Source organism: Mesorhizobium sp. LSHC412B00 (genome assembly GCF_000503035.1).
Taxonomy (GTDB): Bacteria; Pseudomonadota; Alphaproteobacteria; order Rhizobiales; family Rhizobiaceae; genus Mesorhizobium.
In genome coordinates this window covers 128,087-149,824 of record NZ_AYWB01000002.1, presented here as the reverse complement: position 1 = coordinate 149,824, position 21,738 = coordinate 128,087, and the positions used below count along the sequence as shown (strand labels likewise).

General features: G+C 63.3%; 22 protein-coding genes and 1 pseudogene. 13 read left to right on the top strand and 10 right to left on the bottom strand.

What is annotated here, in order from left to right:
* Positions 1 to 42: 42 nt before the first annotated feature.
* Positions 43 to 975, bottom strand: a complete 933-nt coding sequence (locus tag X757_RS159525) for an alpha/beta fold hydrolase (RefSeq protein WP_023725386.1) — start codon at positions 973 to 975, stop codon at positions 43 to 45.
* 141 nt (positions 976 to 1,116) lie between these two features.
* On the opposite strand from X757_RS159525, the gene X757_RS0133425 reads away from it, so the two are divergent.
* From X757_RS0133425 to X757_RS159540, 4 genes are all read left to right on the top strand, one after another.
* The gene (locus X757_RS0133425; RefSeq protein ID WP_198024389.1) at positions 1,117 to 2,007 is read left to right on the top strand and encodes an alpha/beta fold hydrolase; all 891 of its coding nucleotides are present in this window, start codon (positions 1,117 to 1,119) and stop codon (positions 2,005 to 2,007) included.
* A complete protein-coding gene (locus X757_RS159530; protein ID WP_023725383.1) occupies positions 2,004 to 2,453 on the top strand; it encodes a MarR family winged helix-turn-helix transcriptional regulator in 450 nt (149 codons plus the stop codon). The genes X757_RS0133425 and X757_RS159530 overlap by 4 nt, the downstream gene beginning before the upstream one ends.
* A 98-nt stretch (positions 2,454 to 2,551) precedes the next feature.
* Positions 2,552 to 3,565 carry a ribonuclease gene (locus X757_RS159535; protein WP_023725382.1) on the top strand — a complete coding sequence of 338 codons (1,014 nt, stop codon included), beginning with the start codon at positions 2,552 to 2,554 and terminating at the stop codon, positions 3,563 to 3,565.
* A gap of 123 nt (positions 3,566 to 3,688) precedes the next feature.
* Positions 3,689 to 4,249, top strand: coding sequence for a hypothetical protein (locus X757_RS159540; protein WP_023725381.1), 561 nt, complete (start codon positions 3,689 to 3,691; stop codon positions 4,247 to 4,249).
* Positions 4,250 to 4,254: 5 nt separating this feature from the next.
* Here the strand turns inward: X757_RS159540 and X757_RS159545 are convergent, their stop codons facing one another.
* A complete protein-coding gene (locus tag X757_RS159545) occupies positions 4,255 to 5,541 on the bottom strand; it encodes a diguanylate cyclase (RefSeq protein ID WP_023725380.1) in 1,287 nt (428 codons plus the stop codon).
* A 235-nt stretch (positions 5,542 to 5,776) separates the two neighbouring features.
* On the opposite strand from X757_RS159545, the gene ettA reads away from it, so the two are divergent.
* The 3 genes from ettA (at position 5,777) to X757_RS159560 (ending at position 9,499) form a co-directional block, all read left to right on the top strand.
* Positions 5,777 to 7,426, top strand: coding sequence for an energy-dependent translational throttle protein EttA (gene ettA / locus X757_RS159550; protein WP_023725379.1), 1,650 nt, complete (start codon positions 5,777 to 5,779; stop codon positions 7,424 to 7,426).
* Between the two features lie 49 nt (positions 7,427 to 7,475).
* Positions 7,476 to 8,246, top strand: a complete 771-nt coding sequence (tam, locus tag X757_RS159555) for a trans-aconitate 2-methyltransferase (RefSeq protein ID WP_023725378.1) — start codon at positions 7,476 to 7,478, stop codon at positions 8,244 to 8,246.
* A 131-nt stretch (positions 8,247 to 8,377) separates the two neighbouring features.
* Entirely contained in the window at positions 8,378 to 9,499 is a 1,122-nt protein-coding gene (locus tag X757_RS159560) for a beta-ketoacyl-ACP synthase III (RefSeq protein WP_023714787.1), read from the top strand.
* Here X757_RS159560 and X757_RS1000000166210 read toward each other — a convergent pair whose 3' ends face one another.
* A complete protein-coding gene (locus X757_RS1000000166210; protein ID WP_245262584.1) occupies positions 9,500 to 9,646 on the bottom strand; it encodes a hypothetical protein in 147 nt (48 codons plus the stop codon).
* A 72-nt stretch (positions 9,647 to 9,718) separates the two neighbouring features.
* On the opposite strand from X757_RS1000000166210, the gene X757_RS159565 reads away from it, so the two are divergent.
* A complete protein-coding gene (locus tag X757_RS159565) occupies positions 9,719 to 10,336 on the top strand; it encodes an MOSC domain-containing protein (RefSeq protein WP_023725377.1) in 618 nt (205 codons plus the stop codon).
* Positions 10,337 to 10,395: 59 nt separating this feature from the next.
* Here the strand turns inward: X757_RS159565 and X757_RS159570 are convergent, their stop codons facing one another.
* Positions 10,396 to 11,238, bottom strand: coding sequence for an SDR family oxidoreductase (locus X757_RS159570; RefSeq protein WP_023688012.1), 843 nt, complete (start codon positions 11,236 to 11,238; stop codon positions 10,396 to 10,398).
* 145 nt (positions 11,239 to 11,383) lie between these two features.
* Positions 11,384 to 12,346 (bottom strand): D-amino acid aminotransferase, encoded by a 963-nt coding sequence (locus X757_RS159575; protein WP_023668243.1) that lies wholly within the window; start codon positions 12,344 to 12,346, stop codon positions 11,384 to 11,386.
* Between the two features lie 152 nt (positions 12,347 to 12,498).
* Between X757_RS159575 and X757_RS159580 the strand changes: the two genes are divergently transcribed.
* Complete coding sequence (locus tag X757_RS159580) at positions 12,499 to 13,005, top strand: hypothetical protein (protein ID WP_023725376.1); 507 nt, start codon at positions 12,499 to 12,501, stop codon at positions 13,003 to 13,005.
* Between the two features lie 6 nt (positions 13,006 to 13,011).
* Here X757_RS159580 and X757_RS159585 read toward each other — a convergent pair whose 3' ends face one another.
* On the bottom strand, positions 13,012 to 13,326 hold the full coding sequence (locus X757_RS159585) for a DUF2293 domain-containing protein (protein WP_023668245.1): 315 nt from the start codon (positions 13,324 to 13,326) through the stop codon (positions 13,012 to 13,014).
* A complete protein-coding gene (tsaA, locus tag X757_RS159590; RefSeq protein WP_023725375.1) occupies positions 13,323 to 13,829 on the bottom strand; it encodes a tRNA (N6-threonylcarbamoyladenosine(37)-N6)-methyltransferase TrmO in 507 nt (168 codons plus the stop codon). Before tsaA ends, X757_RS159585 begins: the two co-directional genes overlap by 4 nt.
* A 167-nt stretch (positions 13,830 to 13,996) precedes the next feature.
* Between tsaA and X757_RS01000000164545 the strand changes: the two are divergent.
* Positions 13,997 to 14,994 (top strand): annotated as a pseudogene (locus tag X757_RS01000000164545) (ArsR/SmtB family transcription factor).
* Entirely contained in the window at positions 14,994 to 15,911 is a 918-nt protein-coding gene (metF, locus tag X757_RS159595; RefSeq protein ID WP_023725374.1) for a methylenetetrahydrofolate reductase [NAD(P)H], read from the top strand. Before X757_RS01000000164545 ends, metF begins: the two are co-directional and overlap by 1 nt.
* A gap of 448 nt (positions 15,912 to 16,359) precedes the next feature.
* Here the strand turns inward: metF and X757_RS159600 are convergent, their stop codons facing one another.
* The gene (locus tag X757_RS159600; protein WP_023725373.1) at positions 16,360 to 17,277 is read right to left on the bottom strand and encodes a DMT family transporter; all 918 of its coding nucleotides are present in this window, start codon (positions 17,275 to 17,277) and stop codon (positions 16,360 to 16,362) included.
* A gap of 211 nt (positions 17,278 to 17,488) precedes the next feature.
* Between X757_RS159600 and X757_RS159605 the strand changes: the two genes are divergently transcribed.
* Positions 17,489 to 18,709, top strand: a complete 1,221-nt coding sequence (locus tag X757_RS159605) for an alanine racemase (protein WP_023668250.1) — start codon at positions 17,489 to 17,491, stop codon at positions 18,707 to 18,709.
* Here X757_RS159605 and X757_RS159610 read toward each other — a convergent pair.
* Positions 18,706 to 19,437: an SDR family oxidoreductase gene (locus X757_RS159610; protein ID WP_023690857.1), complete on the bottom strand. Its 732-nt coding sequence runs from the start codon at positions 19,435 to 19,437 to the stop codon at positions 18,706 to 18,708. The genes X757_RS159605 and X757_RS159610 overlap by 4 nt on opposite strands.
* A gap of 131 nt (positions 19,438 to 19,568) precedes the next feature.
* Between X757_RS159610 and X757_RS159615 the strand changes: the two genes are divergently transcribed.
* Positions 19,569 to 20,468 carry a LysR family transcriptional regulator gene (locus tag X757_RS159615; RefSeq protein ID WP_023690858.1) on the top strand — a complete coding sequence of 300 codons (900 nt, stop codon included), beginning with the start codon at positions 19,569 to 19,571 and terminating at the stop codon, positions 20,466 to 20,468.
* A 25-nt stretch (positions 20,469 to 20,493) separates the two neighbouring features.
* On the opposite strand, the gene X757_RS159620 is transcribed toward X757_RS159615, so the two are convergent.
* Positions 20,494 to 21,723: a lytic murein transglycosylase gene (locus tag X757_RS159620; protein WP_023688020.1), complete on the bottom strand. Its 1,230-nt coding sequence runs from the start codon at positions 21,721 to 21,723 to the stop codon at positions 20,494 to 20,496.
* Between the last annotated feature and the right edge of the window lie 15 nt (positions 21,724 to 21,738).

The following is a 21,738-nucleotide window of genomic DNA, read 5'->3' as shown; positions in this document are numbered from 1 at the left end:
CCGGGATGCCGCTGTCACGGGCCTTGCGGTGGGCCAGCGATGTCAGCGTTTCAACACACCATCGGCCCACGCGGCAAAATCGTTCATGACGGTGTCGCGGTTCACCTCGTTCAGGCTTTCGTGGCGGGTGTCGGCGTAAATTTTTGAAACCAGATTCGAAAAGCCCATCGCGCGCATGCGTTTGGCGAGATGATCGATGCCCTTGCCATACTCGGAGGCCGGATCCTTCTCGCCGCCGACGATGCTGACGGGCAGGTCGCGCCTGATGCCGGCAAAGCCCGCATCCATGCCGCCTTTCTGCGTCATCTCCACGACGTCGCGCCACATCGAGATCGAGGCATCCCAGCCGCACAGCGGGTCGGCAATGTACTTGGCCACTTCAGCCTCGTCGCGCGACAGCCAGTCGAACAGCGTCTTGTGGTTGGGCACCGCCTTGCCCCAGGCCTGGAAGGTCAGTTTGGGCAAGACGCGTGAGGGAACATCGGAGCCGAGCCTGAAGCGCTCATAAGCGAGGATGGCGAGTGCAAGCTGACCAAGCAGGCCTTGTGAGAAATTGCCGTTCCAGATCGCCGCGGCGTGGACGCGCGGCGAGTGCGCCAGCAGGTAGTTGAGCGCCACCGACGCACCCATCGAATGGCCGAACAGGATGACCGGCAGGCCGGGCTGCTCCTTCGCAATCAAATCGTGGACTGCGTCGACATCGGAGATCACCTTGGCCGGGCCGCTTGTGCCGGCGAATCTGCCGAGCGGGGCATCGGGCGCCTTGGTCGCGCCATGGCCGCGATGGTCGTGGACGTAGACATGAAAGCCGCGGGTGCTGAGGTAATCGGCGAAGCGGGCATAGCGCGCGGCGTGTTCGGCCAGGCCGTGATTGACCTGGACTACCGCGCGTGGAGAGCCCCCCGCGTGCTTCACATAGAGATTGAGCGTGGCCCCGGTCGGTGAGGCCAGCGTCGTCTGCTTGTCAAATGCCATGTCTCGCTCCCTTGGCGACTGTTGGGCGACGGCGTGACCGACGTCAAGGGGAGGTCGAAATCAGCCGGCGTCACTATTGACAGTGTGCTGTCAATTTGGCTATATGACAGCATGCTGTCAAATTACATCGGGAATATGAGCATGAAAACCGTTTCGACCGTTTCGCGCCGCGCGTTTCTGCTGGCGAGCCTTTCATCCGCAATGCTCCTGCCCGGCATTGCTTCCAGCCAGACCAGGGAGACGACCATGAAGACCTCAACCATTGCCGGCCCGCAGGGCCAGCTTGCCGGCTACGACATCAAATCCGGCGGCGGCCTGCCGATCCTGTTCGCGCATGGCGATTGCAGCCGCGCCACACAGTGGAACCGGGTGATGCAGCTCACCGTAGGTGGCCGTGAGGCGGTCGCCTTCGATTTTCGCGGCCATGGCGCATCGGCGCCTGCAGCTGATGCCGACTACGGCTATGACGGCCGTGCCGACGATATTGGTGCGGTGGCCGATGCGTTCGGCCTGAAGCGGTTTGTCCTCGTTGCACATAGCGGCGGCAGTGGGGCCGCGCTCGCCTATGCCGCCGGCCATGCCGACCGTGTTGCCGGCATCCTGCTGGTCGATCCGGCGACCGATCCGCGCGCCCTGCCCAAAGAGATTCGCGACGGGTTCGTGCGCGATCTGGCGGGGCCAAACGGCGGCGATGTGCTAAGCGCTTATTACACCTTGATCGCCGGCTCCAACCCAGATGTCCGCAAACAGGTCATCGCCGATGCGGCGGTGGTCGATCCGGCGGCTCGGGCAGGCGTCGGCAAGGCGCTGGCGGAATGGAATCCCGAACCGACGCTCGACGCCTACCACGGGCCGATCTTCGTGCTGGCCACGGAGGCCAATGACAATGCGGCGGCCCTGTTTCGGCTGCGCAGCCGAATTGGCCACAGAACCGTCGCCGGTTCCGGCCATTGGGTGATGCTTGACGAGCCGGAGGCGGTGGCGGAAGCCGTCAACACCTTCGTTTCCACCATCGAGGCCGGCCAGAAATGACAAGCAGGACCGAAGCGGGAGATGTGCTCACCGAAGTGGTGCTTGCCGTGTTCCGGCTGAATGGCGGGTTTCTCGACGCGGCCGACCGGCTGGCGGAGCCTGCCGGGTTGACGGCGGCGCGCTGGCAGGTTCTGGGCGCGGTGCTGAAGGAGCCAAAATCGGTGGCCGACATTGCCCGCGACATGGGGCTTGCCCGTCAGAGCGTGCAGCGCCTTGCCGACATTCTGGCCGCCGAAGGGCTCGCCGCCTATGCGGACAACCCGGCGCACCGCCGCGCCAAGCTCCTGGCGATGACCGATGCGGGCCGGGCCGCGATCAGGGATATCGGCACGCGCCAGCATGTCTGGGCCAACCGCATCAGCGAGGGCATCGAGCCTCGCGTGCTTGAGACCGCGCTTGATCTGCTGCGTATGTTGACGAAGCGGGTCGAGGAGGGCGGGGTCTGATCGACCGAGCGATTGTTTTTTGCGGCGGACGAAAGAAATCGTAATTCTGACATGTCACACGTTTCTAGCTTGCGCTATGAAACGCTAGGAGTGCTGGAATGCGGATATCGGCGATATGGGGTGCGGTGTTGGTGGCGCTGGCCGGTGTCGGCCTAGCGCGCGCCGATGTGAAGATGAGCGGCTCCTTCGTGGCCGATGCTGCCTGTCCAGCAACCCAGGCAATCAAGAGCGGCAAGAACCCCGGCAATATCGCGACAACGGCTGGACAGAGCTACGACCTCCTGGCCGGCAACAAGGATGCGCCGACGCATTACCTCATCCGCGTGCCGGGCGCCGATCCTGAGCGTCGCTGGGTCAAGATCAGCTGCGGTCACGTCGCCGGCGGCAGCGCAGCCGCCCTGCCGGCCGCGCCCGCCGATCAGGGCAAGCCTGCGGCGCCGGCTTCAGGAAAACCCGAATATGTTTTCGCGCTGAGCTGGCAGCCGGCCTTCTGCGAAACCAAGTCGAGCAAGCCCGAATGCCAGGCGCAGACGGCGGGCGGCTTCGACGCGTCGCATTTCACGTTGCATGGGCTCTGGCCGCAGCCTAACGGCAATTTCTATTGCCAGGTGCCGGCGAGCGACAAGGCCAATGACAATCCGGCCCATTGGGCAGACCTGCCGCCGGTCGATCTCGATGCCGCTACGCGCGCCGAGCTCGACCAGGTTATGCCGGGCACCGCCTCCAAGCTCGAACGGCATGAATGGATCAAGCACGGCACCTGCTACGGCAAGAGCCAGCAGGAGTATTTTGCCGAGGCGCTGAACCTGATGCGGGCGGTGAATGCCTCGCCGGTGCGCGAGCTCTTCACCAGGAACGTCGGCAAGCAGCTGACTTCGGACCAGATCCGCAGCACCTTCGACAGCGCCTTCGGCGCCGGGGCGGGCGCGCGGGTGCGTGTCTCCTGCCTGGTCGATCCGTCGAGCGGCAGGCGGCTGATCGGCGAGCTGACGCTCGGCCTGACCGGCCCGATCGGCCCCGACAGTTCGCTGGGCACTCTCATGCTCGCCTCTGCGCCGACGACCAAGGCGGGCTGTCCGAAGGGTTCAGTCGATGCGGCCGGGTTCCAGTAGGATATCCGTCTGTCGCTTGGCAGTGACGCGGTGATATGGTCTGGATGTGTTTCATTCGGCGGGGGTGGCGATGAGTGGCATGACATCAGGCGCGCTGGCGCGGCTGGCTTTCTGGGCCAGGGGATGACCGCCATAAAAGACGGCCGCATGGAATGGCCGGGCTTTTCCTATACCGATGCCGAGTGGGCGCGCATGCGCGTGCTTGCCGCGCCGATCGGGGCAGGCCGCTACCAGCTGTTCACTTGGGTCAATGCCGCGATCTTCATCGCCATTGCCGCGCTCGGCATCGGCTGTGTCTTCCTGCCGCTGGCGACACTTTTGTTTCCGGTGCCGGCCGAGACCAGCGCGCTCAAATTCTCGGCTCTGCTGGCGGCGTGTGCCTTCCTCATAATCGGGCTCGGCTTGCCGATCTCCATGCGCCTGTCGAGCGCGTTGGCCATCTCCCGGGAGATGCGCGCCGGTCTTGTCGGCGAAGCCGGTGACGAAGCGCTGGCAGCAAAAGTGTCTTGGCAGATCAACCGCATCATGCTGGTCATGTGCGGCCTGCTGGTGCCCGGCATTCTGTTGTTCATCGCTTATGACATCGACGCCAGTCCGATCATCACCACGCTGAAATGGCTGGCCATCGCGCTGATAGCCGTTTCAGTTGCGGTCGGCGCGTTGCAGCAGCGCAAGCGGAGCTGACAACCTTATCCGCTGACGCCACGTGTGGACAATGTCCAGGCACTGAGGTCTTCGGCATCGTCATGCGCTTCGCCGACGACGCGGTCACGCCCGGTGGATTTGGCCCTGTAGAGACGCTCGTCGGCAAGGGCGAAGAGATCGGCAAGCGAGGCTACGGTCTCGTCGACAGTGGCGATGCCGGCGCTGACGCTGATGTCGAACCGGTTTACGCACGCCTTGACGGCCTGGCGGAGGTTTTCTCCGAGCAACCTGGCGACCGCATGCGGCTGCGAGCAAAGGATGGCGAACTCCTCGCCGCCGATCCTGAAAACCTGATCGTGCGCGCCGGCCGCCTGGGTCAGTACCTGGGCGATGGATCTCAGCACCCTGTCGCCCTCGGCATGGCCGAAGCGATCGTTGATCGACTTGAAATGGTCGACGTCGACGATCAGCAGGCTGAGCGGCTGGGCCGTGCGCAGGCTGACAGCAACCAGACGTTCGCCGTCGCTGTCAAAGCGTCCCCTGTGCAAGAGGCCGGTGAGGCCGTCGCGGCCGACATGTTCGACCAGGGCTTCGTAGCGCTCGCGATAGGTCAACGTGTCGAAGACGTCGGACAGCCCGCGGGGTGCCACGACCTGACGCGTTTCGAACCATCTGAGGTAGGCGACAAGCATGGCGCTGTAGGCAAAAGCGGCACCCATCTTGGCCAACCAGCCGCCGAAGAAGACCGCAATCGGTGCGCCTGCGACGAAATGCAGGGCGGTGAAAAATCCGGCCTGGTCGAAGGTGAGCACGCAGGCGACGCAAATCAGGATGCGGGAGAACGGCGCCTTGCGCAGATAACGCCCGAGCTTTTCGTAAAGCAGGATGATCAGGATGGCGTCGATGAAGAGCAGCGTCGTGCCCCACACCATCAGCCAGCCCAACTGGTCGATGAAACCGATATCGGGAAGCTTGCCGTCGGAAAGGGCTGAAATATCGTGCAGGCGCAGGATCAGGACCAGCCCGATCATCAAGGCGTTGCCGAGCAAAAGGCCATAGATCGGCTGGCGCACCGTGGCCGCATCTTCCTTCATGTAGAGCAGAAGCAGCATCACCAGCTTGCCGGAAAACAGCACCGCCGAGCCTGGCGAGACCATGCCGAAGGGCAGGGCGACATAGAAGACGCTGGCGAGATAGGTTTCGAGGAAATGCATGGCGCCCAGCGCGCAGACGAAGACGCCGAGGCCGATGCGATCCCTGAAGCGGAACAGCGTGACCATGACGCTGAAGTAGACGACCGCTTCGGCAAGGAGCAGGAAACTGTTCAGCACTACCTTCGGTCCGATCTCTACTTTCGATCGCGACAGGCCAGCGATCGATCCTGTTTTGACGCTGAAGGGTTAACCGGGGATTTCAACGCTCCCTACAACCGGCGGAAAACTTAACGTGCGGTGTACACCCGGCTTGAAATGGCAAAAGCGATTGCCGTTCGGCCCGGCATCGCCTACATAGCGGCCAACCTCCATTCAATCCGACATTTTCGGTCAATCATCAAGGAAAGCGCGCGTGGCACGCCAGTTCATCTATCACATGGCCGGCCTCAACAAGGCCTATGGCACCAAGAAGGTGCTTGAGAATGTCCATCTCTCCTTCTATCCCGACGCCAAGATCGGCATCCTCGGCCCCAACGGCTCGGGCAAGTCGACGATCCTCAAGATCATGGCCGGGCTCGACAAGGAGTGGAACGGCGAAGCGTGGCTCGCCGAAGGCGCCACCGTCGGCTATCTCGCGCAGGAGCCGGCGCTCGATGCCAACAAGACGGTGTTCGAGAACATCATGGAAGGCGTCGCCGCCAAGACCGCCATCATCGAGCGCTACAACGAATTGATGATGAACTACTCCGACGAGACGGCTGACGAGTCGGCCAAGCTCCAGGACGAGATGGACCGGCTCAATTTGTGGGATCTCGAACAGCAGGTCGAGATGGCGATGGAAGCGCTGGGCTGCCCGCCCAAGGATTCCGAGGTCACCAAGCTTTCGGGCGGTGAGCGCCGCCGCGTCGCGCTCTGCCAGCTGCTGCTGCGTCAGCCCGACCTCTTGCTGCTCGACGAACCGACCAACCATCTCGACGCCGAAACCACGGCGTGGCTCGAAAAGCATCTGCGCGCCTATCCGGGCGCCGTGATGATCATCACCCACGATCGCTACTTCCTCGACAATGTCACGGGATGGATCCTCGAGCTCGATCGCGGCCGCGGCATTCCCTATGAGGGCAACTACACCAAATACCTCGAAGCCAAGGCCAAGCGCCTCAAGCAGGAAGGTCGCGAGGACGACGCCCGCCAGCGCGCCATCGGCCGCGAGCGCGAGTGGATCCAGTCCAGCCCGAAAGCCCGCCAGACCAAGTCCAAGGCGCGTATCCAGGCGTTCCAGGAGCTGCTGGATGCAGCCGACAAGCGGCGTCCGAGCGATACGCAGATCGTCATTCCGCATGGCGAGCGGCTCGGCAATGTGGTGATCGAGGCGGAAGGCTTGTCGAAGGGCTTTGGCGACACGCTGTTGATCGAAGGCCTGGAATTCAAGCTGCCGCCAGGCGGCATCGTCGGCGTCATCGGCCCGAACGGCGCCGGCAAGACGACGCTGTTCCGCATGATCACCGGCCAGGAAACGCCGGATGCCGGCTCTGTCCGCATCGGCGAAACGGTGAAGCTCGGCTATGTCGATCAGAGCCGCGATGCGCTCGATCCGTCAAAGACCGTCTGGGAAGAAATCTCGGGCGGCGCCGAAGTGGTCAAGCTCGGCAAGTTCGAAGCCAACACCCGCGCCTATTGCGCATCGTTCAACTTCCGTGGCGGCGACCAGCAGCAGAAGGTCGGCAACCTCTCCGGCGGCCAGCGCAACCGCGTGCATCTGGCAAAAATGCTGAAGACCGGCGGCAATGTGCTGCTGCTCGACGAACCGACCAACGATCTCGACACCGAAACGCTGGCGGCGCTCGAAGACGCGCTGGAAAACTTTGGCGGCTGCGCCGTCATCATCTCGCACGATCGTATGTTCCTCGACCGGCTGGCCACCCACATCCTGGCCTTTGAAGGTGACAGTCATGTCGAATGGTTCGAGGGCAATTTCGAGGACTACGAGCAGGACAAGATCCGTCGTCTCGGCCCCGAAGCCGTCAACCCGCACAGGATGACCTACAAGAGGCTGACGCGGTAAGGGAGCAACCGGGGCGGCGAATTTCTCAACTGATACGAGGAAAGCTTGAATGACCGACTGGTCAGCCGCCCAATATCTGAAATTCGAGGATGAGCGCACACGGCCGGCGCGCGATCTTGTTGCGCAGGTGCCGGTGGATTTCCCGCGCCGGGTGGTCGACATCGGCTGCGGCCCGGGTAATTCGACCGAGCTGCTGGTCGAGCGCTGGCCGGATGCTGATATCAGCGGCTTCGACACCTCTCCCGACATGATCGAGAAGGCGAAGGCGCGCCTGCCCAGCGTCAATTTCGACCTCGCCGATGCCTCGACATGGCGACCGGCCGAGCCGGTCAACGTCATCTTCGCCAACGCGGTATTCCAGTGGCTGCCCACCCACCCGGTAGTGTTTCAGCGGCTGATGGGCTTTCTCGCCCCCGGTGGCGCGCTCGCCGTCCAGATGCCCGACAATCTGCTTGAGCCGTCGCATCAGGTGATGCGCGAGACGGCCGCCGAAATGCCGTTCGCCGCCAAGATGGCAGGTGCTGCGCGCGGACCGCTGCCGGCGGTGTCGTTCTATTATGATCTCTTGTCGCCGCTCTCCGACCGGGTGGATATCTGGCATACGGCCTACAATCATCCGCTGACCGACGCCGAGGCGATCGTCGAATGGGTGAAGTCGACGGGGCTGAAGCCTTTCCTCGATCCGCTGGACGCCGACGAGCGCAAGATCTTCCTCGACAGCTACACGGCCAAAATTGCCAAGGCCTATCCGAAGACCGCAAACGGCAAGGTGCTGCTGCGCTTCCCGCGCATTTTCATCGTCGCCAAGCGGGCCGGCTAGCACTCCCGATGACATCCGGCCACAGCCTATGGTTTAAGCCGGCGTAAACCGGTGGGGTGAGAAAAGTGTTGTGTCGCGCCCCCTGGTCGTTCACATGAGAACGACAACGCCTGCGCATGGACGGACTGGATATGCATCGCGTCATCATCAGCGGCATCGGCGTTGAAATCCCTGAAGCCAAGATCACCAATGAAGAACTGGTCGCCAGTTTCAACGCTTGGGTCGACACGGAGAATGCGCGCCGGCAAGGCCCGGATGAGACGCTGCTGCAGAAATCCGACAGCGCCTTCATCGTCCATGCCTCAGGCGTCCAGACCCGGCATGTCATCGAGCGCGAAGGCATTCTCGATCCGACCCGCATGGCGCCGCGCATTCCGGCGCGGCCCGATGATGCGCTGTCGCTGCAGGCCGAGTTTGGAGTGGCCGCGGCCCGGAAGGCGCTCGACCATGCCGGCCTGAAGCCGTCCGACATCGACCTGGTGATCTGCTCGGCCTCGCACCAGCAACGGCCCTATCCGGCGATCGCCATCGAAATGCAGGAGGCGCTGGGCACCAAGGGCGCCGGCTTCGACATGGGGCTTGGTTGTTCATCGGCCGCGGCCGCCTTGCACATTGCGGCCAATCTGGTCCGGGCGGGCGCGCACAAGCGCGTGCTGGTGGTCACGCCGGAGATCATCACCGGCCATCTCAATTTCCGCGACCGGCAGACGCATTTCATCTTCGGCGATGCATCGGTGGCGATGGTGGTCGAGGGGCTGGGCGAGGGCGAGAGGCGGCCGGGGCGTTTCGAGGTGCTGGACACGCGCACCTGGACGCAGATGTCGAACAATATCCGCACCAATCTGGGCTATCACACCCGCACCGCCCAGGACGATCCTTACATGATCAACCTCGAAGGCAATCTGATCAAACAGGTCGGCAACAAGGTGTTCAAGGAAGTCACCGTCGCCGGCCACAAATTCATTGTCGAATTCCTCGCCGAGCACGGGCTGACGCCGCAAGCCATCAGGCGATTCTGGCTGCATCAGGCCAATGCGCGAATGAACGCCATGATCCTGAAACTAGCCTTCGGCCACGAGGTCGACCATGACCGCGCGCCGATGGTGCTGGAGCGGCTCGGCAACACCGCCGGCGCTGGCGCCATCATCGCGCTGTCGGAAAACCACGCCGACATGAAGCCCGGCGATTTCGGCGTGCTGTGCGCCTTCGGCGCCGGCTATTCGATCGGCGGCGCGCTTTTGCGGATGCTGTAATCAGGCCGGCATGAACGGCACCAGCATCGGTACGCTGCGGGCATAATCGTCATAGGCGTTGCCGAGTTCTCCGCGCAGAAAGCGTTCCTCCAGCCTTGCCTTCATGACGATGCCGATGGACGCTATCAGCCGGTTTGATCGAATCATCATCGCTTTCGACTGGACCCGAGCCCACGGCTACGGCTATTTGCGACGTCATCCTGCAGAAGGAACGAAGCCATGCTGGACCTCTTCCCGGAGTCTGAGAAGCCGGTCGACATCATCCCCGCCAGGAAGCTGTCCGCCAAAGTGGCCGCTTTGTACGTCGCACCGTCGAATCACTTCCAGACGCGCCCGGTGGAAGCATTGCAGCTCGGTTTCGAAGGCATCGACGGCGACTTCCACGCCGGCGCCACCCGTCGTTCCGGCGGTCGCGAACCCTGGTATCCGCGCGGCACCGAAATCCGCAACGAGCGGCAGATATCAATCGTAGCAGCGAATGAACTCGGCGTCGTTGCCGAGCGGATGGGGCTGGCCGAGATCAAGCCGGAATGGATCGGCGCCAATCTGCTGATCGAAGGCGTGCCGCATCTCTCGATGCTGCCGTCAGGCACGCTGCTGTTCTTTAGAGGTGGCGTGACGATCAAGGTTGATGCGCAGAACGGGCCTTGCCGGCTTGCTGGACGTTCGATCGCCGAAAACGCCGGGATGGCCGATCGGGAGGCCGGCGCGCTGGCCTTCCCGAAGGCGGCGAAACGGCTGCGCGGCCTCGTTGCCTGGGTCGAGAAACCGGGTCGTATGACAACAGGGGAAGAGATCTCGGTGCGCGTGCCCGAGCAGTGGATTTATCGATCCTAGTACCGGGCTAGGGCACGGGCTGCGCCGCCGGGGCGACGCAGCCGAATTTCAAGACGCGCTCAGGCCGCCTTGCGGTTCTTCTTGGCGCCCTGCGCCTCGACGGAAAGGTGGTCCCACTTTTCCCAAAGCGCGATGCGGTTGGCGTATTCCTGCTTGATCATCGGCAGGCCACCATCGCCGAAGAAGACGCGCAGCGGCGGCTCGGCCGCGTCGACGATTTCAAGCATCGCCGGTCCGGTGGCCTCGGGGTCGCCGGCGACCGAGTTGGCGCGGCGTTCCGCCATCTTGGCGCGGGCCGGCGCGTAAGCCTCGATCGCTTTGGAGACCTTGGCCGAGGCGCCGGACCAATCGGTGGAGAAGCCTCCCGGTTCGACAAGCGTCACATGGATGCCGAATTCGGCGACCTCGATGCTGAGCGACTGGCTGAAGGCTTCGAGCGCCCATTTCGAGGCATGGTAAAGGCCGAGCGACGCAAAGGCGTTGACGCCGCCGATCGACGAGATCTGGATGATATGGCCGGAGCCCTGCGCCCGCATGATCGGCAAAGCCGCCTGGGTGACCCAGAGCGCGCCGAACACATTGGTTTCGATCTGGTCGCGGGCTTCCTGTTCGCTGACTTCCTCGATGGCGCCGAAATGGCCATAGCCGGCATTGTTGATGGCGACGTCGAGCCGGCCAAAGCGCTTGTGCGCCTCGGCGATGGCCGCATCGACAGCCTTCTTGTCGGTGACGTCGAGCTTGATCGCGGCGACATTATCGCCGTATTTCGCGACGAGATCGGCGAGCGTGCCGGCATCGCGCGCGGTTGCGGCGACACGGTCGCCGCGGGCGAGTGCGGCCTCGGCCCAGACTCGGCCAAAGCCTTTCGACGATCCGGTGATGAACCAAACCTTGCTTGTCATGACGTGGAATCCTTGCCCATGCGGGCCGTGAACTGGGAAGCGGAGGCTTCTCCGCTTCCGCGATATACGGTGCGTCGAGCGATTTTCCAGAGGCGAGGGGGAATCTTTTTGGTCACGACATCGTGTGGAGCAGGACCTTCGCCGGTCAGGGATAGCGCACCGGGCTCGACCAGGCCGGGTCGTCATGCTTTTGCCAGTAGAGCGCCATCAAGCGCTTTGTGATCCCGCCTATCTTGCCGTCGGCGACAGCAGCGCCGTCGATCACTGTCACCGGCATGATGCCGCCGGCGGTGGAAGTGATGAAGACTTCGTCGGCAGCCTTCAGCGCGGCAACGCTGACGTCGACGGCCGTGGTGGGAAGCGCTGCCTCGGCGCAGAGGTCGAAGACGGTGCGCCTGGTGATGCCGGGCAGCACGCCGGCGGCTGGCGTCGACAGCCTGCCGTCCTTGACGCAGAACACGTTGAAGCCGGGGCCTTCGGCGACATTGCCGTTGAAGTCGAGAATCAATGCGGTTTCGGCCCCACGGTCATAAGCGTCGTAGAGGCCGCGCACGAGGTCGAGCCAGTGGTAGTTCTTGATCGCCGGATCGATCGAGACCGGCGGAATGCGCACCTTGTCGCTAATGGCGACATGCAGGCCGCGCCGCAACTGCTCGGCATTGGCGACCGAGCCGAAGGGAACTGCGAAGGCCATGAAGCGGTTGACCGCCTGGCGCGGATCGCGGCTGAAGGTCGGCGAGGCGCCGCGTGTGCACAGCATTTCGACATAGGCGGCGCGATGGCCCGACAGCGCCACGCAATTGTGCAGAATCTCGGCCACACCATCGCGGTCGGACGGGATCGTCATGCGCAGTTTTTGCAAGCCGGCGAAGAAGCGGTCGAGATGCAGGTCGAGTCGGAAGAAGCTCCCGTCCCAGACATGCACGGTGTCGTAGGTGGCGTCGGAATGCAGAAAGCCCCAATCCAGCACCGAGATCTTGGCTTGCGACATCGGCAGATACTGACCATCGAGAAAGGCGATGCCGTCGGGATAAGAATGCGGATCGATATGGCGATCCGACAAAGCCGGCAATGGCACAATGCTACCGGCTGCTGCGCTTCGGTTCATGGCGATTGGTCCCTTCGGCTTGATGCGGCAGATTCAAGCTAGTGGTCCCCTGCAGGCGGCATAGGGCCACCCAACCATCGCTGTTTGTCCTAGGTAGCACATTCGATATGCCCTATGGTCCGGCTTGAAAATATCCGGCCGGGAGGGGCAAAATGGGCAGATCTTTTCGGACCATCAGCTTTGCAATTTTCCTCGTCTTCGTCACTGGCCATGCCTTCGCGCAATGCGCTCGCGAGGGCGAGGCGCTGTGCCAGAACGGCCAGACCTATCGTTGCGAGAAGACGGGCAGCGAGCTGACGCCGATCTTTCAGAACGTGCCTTGCGAGGTCAACGCGGCGGGGCTCAACGGCGTCTGGACCGGCAGCGGTCATCAAAGTCCGGCCGGTGCTGCCGGCGCCGATTGGGCGATCGCAATGACAATCGGCGATGGCGCCGCGTCGATCGACTATCCGTCGCTCGGCTGCGGCGGATCGTTGACCCAGATTTCTCGCGACGACAGTTCGGCGGAATACCGGGAAAACATCAGCTACGGCCAGGACAAGTGCATCGACGGTGGCGGCATCACCGTCCGATTTTTCAAAGGGAACCTGTCCTGGACCTGGGTTGGCCAGGCCGACGGCCAGCCCTACAATGCGGTTGCCGTATTGAAGCGACGGTAGCTGAAGTTATTCCTCTTCGTCCTCTGCATCGAGCAGGCGCGTGGCGCGCCAACGGGTCAGCACCATGTTTGTTTGCTCGATGACGAAGAACCGCGCCGAGTCGCGGTCATAGCCCTCGGCCAGCAGCTTTTCATAGTCGGTATGGCCGTGCCTGATATGGGCGATCGTCGCCAGCCAGACCGCGATGCCCGGCGGCAGCGTCTTCATGTGCACGGCGCCGGCCTCGGTGCGGATTTTCTCCATATCGGCATAGGGCGCCAGGGGCAGCAGTGCGGTCAGCGCCTTGGCGATGGCGCGGCGGCGGCCGGTGGGCGCGCTCATTTTTCGTCACGCCCGGCAATGGTCGCCTCGGGAAAGGCGTCGGTCGAGGCGAAATAGGGCTTGATGTCGATCACCGGGGTGCCGTCGAGCACATCGATGGCGTCGATGGCGATGCGGCCGTGGTCGATGTCGACGGCGATCAGGCCGGCGATATGCAGCCCGACTGGGTTCGGCCGGGCAGGGGAGCGCAGCGAGAAAACGCCTTTCGGCTCAGCCGCATGGCGGGGTCTCTGGACAATCAGTGCCCGCGGCGCGTGATGCAGCCAGGACAGGATGACGATGTGGCTGGCCCGCTCCAGCGCAAGCAGGCCGTCGCGATAGGCAGGGTCGATGAGAACCGTGGCCGCCTGTCCGGCCTCGCGCGCCGCGCGCATGTTCTTTGGGCAGGTTTGCCTGGATGTCCATGGCGAGGCGATGCGGCCGATGAACACGATATGGCCATCCGCCGGCATGTCAGCCGGGTCAGTCTGCCGGAGCTTTTCGCCGTCGCGCTTCTCGAACATGGCTTTCGCCCTAGCACAAGTTTCCAGCCGATCGTCAGGGAAAAGCGGTTCTCTCAGGCGGGGATCATCTGTGCGGCATTTTCTTGTCAGGAAGCGACATAGGCCTTGCCATGTCGTCAAAGCTGACATAAACATATGTTTATATCTTTTTCAACGAGAACGCGCCGATGCATGTTTCGCTCGATACGATGGTTGATACGTTGAAGGCTGCGGCCGAATCGAGCCGGCTCCGCATCCTGGCGCTGCTGTCGCGCGGCGATCTCACCGTGTCCGACCTCACCGAGATCCTCAGCCAGTCGCAACCGCGGGTGTCGCGGCATTTGAAGCTGCTGCTGGAGGCCGGGTTGATCGGCCGCTACCAGGAGGGCTCGTGGGCCTTCTTCCGGCTGTCGGATACGGATTCCGCGCGCGACTTCGTCATGGGGCTGGTCTCTGGCATTCGCGGCGCCGATCCACAGGTCGAGCGCGATCTCGAGCGGTTGGCATCGGTCAAGCGCAAGCGCCAGGACCGTGCCGCCGAGTATTTCTCCGAGAACGCCGCCAGCTGGGATCACATCCGCTCGCTGCATGTGCCGGACCGCGCGGTGGAAGCCGCACTCCTCAAGCTGGTCGGCAAGCGGCCATTCCAGTCGATGCTAGACCTCGGCACCGGTACCGGGCGGCTGCTGGAGATATTTTCGCCGCTCTACCGGCGCGGTGTCGGCATCGACATGTCGCGCGAAATGCTGACGGTGGCGCGGGCCAATCTCGACAAGGCAGGCATCGCCAATGCCCAGGTCCGCCAAGGCGACATTTTCGCGCCGCCGGTCGAGCGCGACGCCTTCGACCTCGTCACCATCCATCAGGTGCTGCACTATCTGGACGATCCCGCCCGCGCCATCCGCGAGGCGGCAAGGNGATCGTCGATTTCGCGCCGCATGCACTGGAATTCCTGCGCGACCAGCATGCGCATGTCAGGCTGGGCTTTTCCGACCGCCAGATCTCCGAATGGTTTGCCGATGCCGGGCTCGATCTCGAGGATGCCCAGGAATTCGAGCCGCGCGGCGGCAACGAAGCCAGGCTCACCGTCAAGCTGTGGCTCGGCCGCGACCGCCGCATGCTGATGGCCGAGCCTTCAAATGACACCCAACCCACCAAAGCGTACCCTATGGGGGAAATCGCCTGATGAACCAGTTCCGCTTTTCCCGCCGTCCCGACATCGGCGACAAGGTGCGCGTTTCCTTCGAGTTCTTCCCGCCGAAGACCGACGAGATGGAAGCCAGGCTCTGGGACACCGTCACCAGGCTGGAGCCGCTGAAGCCGAGATTCGTCTCGGTGACCTATGGCGCCGGCGGCTCGACGCGTGAACGCACGGCGCGCACGATCAAGCGCATCCTGAACGAGACGACGCTGACGCCGGCGGCTCACATGACCTGCGTCGACGCCGCCCGCCATGAGGTCGACGCCGTCGTCCGCGAATTCGCCGATATGGGCGTGAAGCGCTTCGTCGCCTTGCGTGGCGATCCGGCGGCCGGCGTCGGCACCGCCTACCGGCCGCATCCCGATGGCTATGCCAATGGCGCCGAACTTGTCGGAGCGCTGAAGGACGCCGGCGATTTCGACATCTCGGTCTCGGCCTATCCCGAAAAGCATCCGGAAAGTCCGGACTTTGCCACCGACTTCGACATGCTGAAGCGCAAGGCCGACAATGGCGCGACGCGGGCGATCACCCAGTTCTTCTTCGACAACGATCTCTACGAGCGTTACGTCGAGAAGGCGCGCCGCGCCGGCATCTACATCCCGATCGTGCCCGGCATCCTGCCGGTGCACAATTTCACCCAGGTCGCCAATTTCTCGGCACGCTGCGGCGCCCTGGTGCCGGCATGGCTGGCCGAGCGGTTCGAAGGGCTGCACAAAGATCCGCAGACGCATGCGCTCGTGGCGTCTGCCGTGGCGGCCGAGCAGGTGCTCGATCTCGTCGAGCGCGGCGTCAGCGACTTCCATTTCTACACCATGAACCGGGCCGACCTGGTGTTTGCCATCTGCCATATGATCGGCATCCGCTCCCACGAAACAGAGGCAGCTGGATCCGCCGCCGCCTGAGCTTCATCGTGGTATGAAATCTGAAATGCAAAAGGCCGGGCGAAACACCCGGCCTTTCGAATTTGTGGGCTATTGCTGCTGTTCTTCCGCTCCGGCGGTTACGGAAGAACACCTATGATAAGGGCGCCAATGAAGGCAAATGCAGCACAGATCATCAATGCGTTGATTGGCCTCGTAAGTCCCATGTCATAGTCTCCTCTTCAAGAGCTATGGGTGGAGTCTAGGGGCATTTGTGCCACAGGCAAGCGGAAAATATGCTGCAATGCGACGCGATTGTGGAATTTGCGACCTGCCACCTGGCGTTAGGCATTGAAACTCTTCGGCAAAACCCGCTGGTAGCCTGTGAATAAATTGTGACGTGGCTGTGACGAAAGCGAGGCATGGCAGCGCTACCAGACCTAAAGCGCGTCGTTGTTCCAAAACCGCTGCGCACTTTGGTCGACAGGCATTAGCGCCGACCAAACAACCGCCCGTCGATCGTCACCAGGCCAAGCGCGATCAGTGCCATGCCGCAGAACTCGAACAGAGCGAGCCGCTCGCCGAGGAACAGGAGGCCGAGCAGGATGGCGCTGGCCGGGACGATGAGCGTGACCAGCGAGGCGTTGGTGGCGCCGGCCGAGGCGACGAGGTTGAAATAGAGGATGTAGGCGAAGGCGGTGGAGAGCAGCGCCAGCGCCAGCACCGCCGTCCAGACCGGCGGCGAGGCCGAGAACAGGCCGGCCGGGCCATAGGTGAGCAGCACCACCGGGATCATGATGATAGTCGACGCCGTCAATTGTCCGGTGGCGATGACCGGCGAGGGCACGCCCTTGAAGCGGCGGGCAATCATCAGCGCGACGGCGTAAGACAGCGAGGCGCCGATCAGCGCGAATTTCGCCCAGACCGGGCCGCCGAGCCCGGCCAGCAGGCCGGGGCCGATCATGACAGCGGTGCCGGCGATGCCGAGCCCGATGCCGGCAAGCTTGTTCCAGGAGAGCTTTTCGTCCGCTGTCAGCGCGTTGGCGAGGATCAGCGTCCAGAACGGCGTCGTCGCATTGAGCACCGAGGCGACGCCGGCGCCAAGCGCGGTCTGGCCGGCAAAGATCAGCGAGAACGGGACGACATTGTTGGCGAGCGCCAAAAGGAAAAACAGGCCGGCATGCGGGAAGGCGAGGCGGAAGGACGGACCGCGAATGCCGAGATAGAGCTGCAGTGCAATGGCCCCAATGGCAACGCGAAACAGAACCAGCACCAGCGGGTGCATTTCGGCAACGGCGATGCGGGCAAAGAAGAACGAGCCGCCCCAGATGGCGCCGAGCAGCAGAAGCTGTCCCCATTCGCTTGCCGTCATCGGTCCGCGCTGCACGGCTGTCGTGGCTATTGCCATCGTGAACGTCCTTCCCCGCGGCATCAATGCCAGCCACTCAGACAGAAGGCATATCGGGTTCGGCGGCAAGGGCCACCCGAAACGTGATTGCTGGCAACAGTGCTGCCAGGAGGGTGCGCTGCTGCGTCAGTGCCCGCCAGACACAGAATTGTTTTCTTTGGCCGCTAGCTTGGATTAATTGTGCGCAGCCGAGAAGTCAGGGGATTCGTCCATGCAGCGATTCGAGAATGCCCGCGAGGCGGCGCTGGCGCTTCGGCCGGACGATCCGGTCTACTGCTTTCGCCCGCAGGTGCTGAAGGCGGATGCCAAACAGTTCATGGGCATGTTTCCCGGCAAGACCGCCTACGCAGTCAAGACCAATGGCGAGCAGATCGTGCTGAAGGCGCTGGTCGAAGCCGGCGTCACCGCTTTCGATGTGGCCTCGCCCGGCGAGTTCGCCGCAGTGCGCGCCGTCTCACCCGACGCCGAGATGCTCTACATGCATCCGGTCAAGGCGCAGTCGGACATCAAGCTTGCGCTGGAAAAATACGCCATCCGGGTCATTTCGCTCGACCATGAGGACGAGATCACCAAGCTGACGCGGGTGGTGCGGGCGCTTGACATCGATCCGGGCTCCATCAGCGTGTTCGTGCGCATCCAGACCAAGGGTTCGGCGGCCTATGAACTGTCGAAGAAATTCGGCGCCGGGCCGGCCTATGCGGTGGAACTCGCCGAGCGGCTCAACCGCACCGGCTACAAGGTCGGCCTGTGCTTCCATGTCGGCAGCCAGATCGAGGATCCCGACACCTATGAACGGGCGCTGGCCTCCGCCGATTGGGTGCGCAACCGGCTGACCTTCGACATTGCGGGCCTCGATGTCGGCGGCGGCTTTCCCGCCGAGTACGGCCATGACCCCAATCGCAAGCAGATCGAGATGCCGTCGCTCGGCCAGATCATGTCGCGGCTGTCGGGCGACCTGAGGGAATACCAGTTCGACCAGATCCCGTTGGTGGCCGAGCCCGGCCGGGTGATCGTGGCGCGCTGCCTGTCGCTGATCGTGCGGGTGCTGCTGCGCAAGGGCAAGCGGCTCTACATCAATGACGGCATCTGGGCGTCGCTGTCGGATTCTTGGACCGGCAAGATCACACTGCCGGCCCGCTTCATCCCCGATCCGGCGATCCGCTCGCGCAATGGCGAGGAGAAGAACATCGTGCCGTTCAAGGTCTGCGGCGCGACCTGCGATTCCGTCGACATCCTGTCGCGGCCGTTCTGGCTGCCGGAAACCGTCGACACCGGCGACTGGATCGAGATCGGCCATATCGGCGCCTATTCGCTGTCGCTGAGAACCCGCTTCAACGGCTTTTATCCCGATACCTTCGTCGAGGTGACGACGCCGTTTGACGAAGGCGATGCGCCGCAGGGATTCGCCAGCCTGGAGACGATGGCGGACTAAGCGACCCCGCCACCGGCCTGGATATTCTCGCCGGTCAGCCAGCGGGCCTCGTCGCTGGCCAGGAAGACCGCGACATCGGCAACGTCGCGGGGCGCGCCGATCCTGCCAAATGGAGACATGCCGGCCGCCACGGCGCGATCGCGCTCGGGAAGCAGGTCCGTGTCGGTGAAGCCAGGCGACAGCGCATTCACGGTGATGCCGCGCGGTCCGAGTTCACGCGAGAGCACACGGACGAATTGTTCGACGGCGCCCTTGCTGCCGAGATAGAGCGCCGTTTGCGTGAAGAACATCTTGGTGCCGCCGGTGGAGACCGCGATGATGCGGCCGCCGTTTCGCACACGGCGCGCTGCTTCCTGAAGCACGAAGAACGTGCCCTTGGCATTGGTGCCGAAGACATGGTCGAAATCGGCTTCGGTTGCCTCGGTCAGAGGCTTGATGACGGCGACGCCGACATTGGCAACCACGATGTCGATCGCGCCGAACTCACTCTCAGCCTCGTCAAACAGGCGATGAATATCCGAGACGCTTGATATGTCGGCCTGGACGGCGATCGCCTTTCCTCCCTTGCCGGCGATGGCGGCCACGACCTCGTCAGCGGCTTCGTGGTTGCCGACATAGTTGACGACGACGGCAGCGCCCTTGGAGGCGAGGCCTTCGGCGATGGCTCGCCCAATGCCGCGCGAACTGCCGGTGACGAGTGCGGTTTTGCCTTGCAAGGACTTGGGCATGATACGTTTCCTTCAATCATTCAGGCCCGTGCCGGATTCATCCGACGGGTCCGCTAGTCGAGAAATAGGGCCATGCAACTGATCAGATAATGGCCTATTATCTGACTAGCTTGTTAATCTAGGGATACACAATGCGCGGTTCTGAATTCGCCGAGCTCAAGGCATTTGCCGCAATCGTGGAAGAGCGTAGTTTCGTCCGCGCCGCCGCCCGGCTGCGTGTTTCCCCGCCGGCGCTCAGCCAGTCGATCCGGCAACTGGAGGCTCGCATCGGCGTCAGGTTGCTGAATCGCACGACGCGTAGTGTTTCACCCACTGGTGCCGGCGAGACGCTGTTTGCGCGCCTTGCCGTTGCGTTCGAAGAGCTAGAGGGCGCCGTAGCGGACATTCATGCCGCGCGTGATCGGCCGGCGGGTTCGCTACGAATAAACGTGCCGCGTGTTGCCGCGGTGCGGTTCATCGGCCCGATCCTTGGCGACTTCCAACGCGCCTATCCTGATATAGCGCTGACCGTCATCGTCGACGATACGCTGACCGACATTGTTCGAGGACGGTTCGATGCCGGAATCAGGCTTGGCGAGCGGCTGGAGAAGGACATGGTGGCAGTGAAACTGAGCGGGGATTTGCAGATGGCGGCGGTGGCCGCTCCCGTCTATCTCGAAAATCGGGCCATACCGCGCCATCCGCAGGAGTTGCATCAGCACCAATGCATAAAATTCCAGTGGCCTGGTGGCGGCAACCTCTATCGATGGGAGTTCGCGCGCGGCAAACGGTCTCTGGAAATCGCCGTCGAGGGCAGCCTGACTGTCAACGACACCGAGCTGATGCTGAACGCGGCGCTGGGTGGAGCAGGCGTTGCCTACATGATCGACTATCAGGTCCAGTCCTGGATCGATGCGGGCAGGCTGATGAGATTTCTAGAGCCCTGGTCGCCCAGCTTTCCAGGCTTCTTCCTGTATCACCCGAGTTCGAGGCACGTCCCCCCGGCTTTGCGGGCATTTATCGACTTCTTCCGGGCAAGGAGTAGGGAATAAGGAACCCAGCTTGGGCAGATTCTACTCACAGTTTCCCCAAAAGCTCCGGCGTCGGCCAGCCGTCTACCGGCATGCCGAGCCGCATCTGTTCCTTGCGGATGGCTTCGCGGGTGTTGGTGCCCAGAATGCCGTCGACGGTGCCGACGTCATAGCCCCTGGCTTCGAGCTTAGTCTGCAATTCCTTCATCTGGTCGCCATTGAGCCCGGTTTCGGGATTGCGCGGGTCGAACTGCTTTGCCCCGGCCAGCCGGCTGGCGAAGTTGGCGGCGGTTAGCGCGTAGGTGAAGGACTGGTTCCATTCGAGATAGACGTCGAAATTGTCGTAGGCGAGGAAGGCCGGACCTTTGCGGCCCATCGGCAGCGCCAGGCCGGCCTTCAGGCCATTGTCGATCAGCGGCGTGCCATCGGGATTGGTGACGCCCCAGGCGGCCCATTGCGACAGCGGCAACTTGTTGGTGCGGCCGGTCTGCTCCCAGGGCATGTCCTCGGGCACGCGCACTTCCTCGATCCAGGGCTGGTCGCGTTTCCAGCCGCGCGACAGCACCTTGTTGGCCGTGGTCATGATCACGTCGGGTACGCTGCGCCTGAGGTCGACGATGCCGTCGCCGTCGCCGTCGACTCCGCGCGCGAGATAATCGGAAGGCAGGATCTGGGTCTGGCCGATCTCGCCGGCCCAGGCGCCGGTGACGTCGGCCGGAACGACGCCGCGATCGATCAGCGTCAACAGCGGCACCAGTTGCGGCCGAAACAGCTGCGGGCGGCGGCAGTCATGCGACAGCGTCACCAAGGCGCTCAGCGTGTGGAAATCGCCCTGTACGGCGCCGAAATCGGTCTCCAGCCCCCAGAAGGCGGTGATGATCGGCGCCTGGACACCGAACTGCTGGTCGGCGCGCGCAAAGATTTCGGCGTATTTCTTCAGGTTGGCCGCGCCCTGCTTCAGCCGGTAGGCCGAGATCATGCGGTTGGAGAACTGAATGAAGGTCTGGGCGAAGACGCCCTGGGCGCGGTCACGCGCCAGCACCTTGTCGTCGATGGTGGCGGCTTCCAGCGCGTCAAGGCCGACAGCGCCGACACCGGCTGCCTTGGCTTCCGCCGCCACGCCTTGCTTCCAGGTTTCGAAGTCGCCGCCGCATTCCTGCGCCCCCGCCGGCATCGCCGTAGCGCCGAGCAGCAGAGCCGCGAGCAGCCCGGAGCGCAGGCGGCTCTTCGATCGTTTCCGGCGTAAATATCCCAGTGGTTGCAGGTAGGTGCGCATGGGACGTCGAAAAGC

Bases quoted from the DNA above. Each gene is read 5' to 3' on its own strand.
- X757_RS159525 (WP_023725386.1), bottom strand. From the start codon at position 975: ATGGCATTTGACAAGCAGACGACGCTGGCCTCACCGACCGGGGCCACG.
- X757_RS0133425 (WP_198024389.1), top strand. From the start codon at position 1,117: ATGAAAACCGTTTCGACCGTTTCGCGCCGCGCGTTTCTGCTGGCGAGC.
- X757_RS159530 (WP_023725383.1), top strand. From the start codon at position 2,004: ATGACAAGCAGGACCGAAGCGGGAGATGTGCTCACCGAAGTGGTGCTT.
- X757_RS159535 (WP_023725382.1), top strand. From the start codon at position 2,552: ATGCGGATATCGGCGATATGGGGTGCGGTGTTGGTGGCGCTGGCCGGT.
- X757_RS159540 (WP_023725381.1), top strand. From the start codon at position 3,689: ATGACCGCCATAAAAGACGGCCGCATGGAATGGCCGGGCTTTTCCTAT.
- tam (WP_023725378.1), top strand. From the start codon at position 7,476: ATGACCGACTGGTCAGCCGCCCAATATCTGAAATTCGAGGATGAGCGC.
- X757_RS159560 (WP_023714787.1), top strand. From the start codon at position 8,378: ATGCATCGCGTCATCATCAGCGGCATCGGCGTTGAAATCCCTGAAGCC.
- X757_RS1000000166210 (WP_245262584.1), bottom strand. From the start codon at position 9,646: ATGATTCGATCAAACCGGCTGATAGCGTCCATCGGCATCGTCATGAAG.
- X757_RS159565 (WP_023725377.1), top strand. From the start codon at position 9,719: ATGCTGGACCTCTTCCCGGAGTCTGAGAAGCCGGTCGACATCATCCCC.
- X757_RS159570 (WP_023688012.1), bottom strand. From the start codon at position 11,238: ATGACAAGCAAGGTTTGGTTCATCACCGGATCGTCGAAAGGCTTTGGC.
- X757_RS159575 (WP_023668243.1), bottom strand. From the start codon at position 12,346: ATGAACCGAAGCGCAGCAGCCGGTAGCATTGTGCCATTGCCGGCTTTG.
- X757_RS159580 (WP_023725376.1), top strand. From the start codon at position 12,499: ATGGGCAGATCTTTTCGGACCATCAGCTTTGCAATTTTCCTCGTCTTC.
- X757_RS159585 (WP_023668245.1), bottom strand. From the start codon at position 13,326: ATGAGCGCGCCCACCGGCCGCCGCCGCGCCATCGCCAAGGCGCTGACC.
- tsaA (WP_023725375.1), bottom strand. From the start codon at position 13,829: ATGTTCGAGAAGCGCGACGGCGAAAAGCTCCGGCAGACTGACCCGGCT.
- metF (WP_023725374.1), top strand. From the start codon at position 14,994: ATGAACCAGTTCCGCTTTTCCCGCCGTCCCGACATCGGCGACAAGGTG.
- X757_RS159600 (WP_023725373.1), bottom strand. From the start codon at position 17,277: ATGGCAATAGCCACGACAGCCGTGCAGCGCGGACCGATGACGGCAAGC.
- X757_RS159605 (WP_023668250.1), top strand. From the start codon at position 17,489: ATGCAGCGATTCGAGAATGCCCGCGAGGCGGCGCTGGCGCTTCGGCCG.
- X757_RS159610 (WP_023690857.1), bottom strand. From the start codon at position 19,437: ATGCCCAAGTCCTTGCAAGGCAAAACCGCACTCGTCACCGGCAGTTCG.
- X757_RS159615 (WP_023690858.1), top strand. From the start codon at position 19,569: ATGCGCGGTTCTGAATTCGCCGAGCTCAAGGCATTTGCCGCAATCGTG.
- X757_RS159620 (WP_023688020.1), bottom strand. From the start codon at position 21,723: ATGCGCACCTACCTGCAACCACTGGGATATTTACGCCGGAAACGATCG.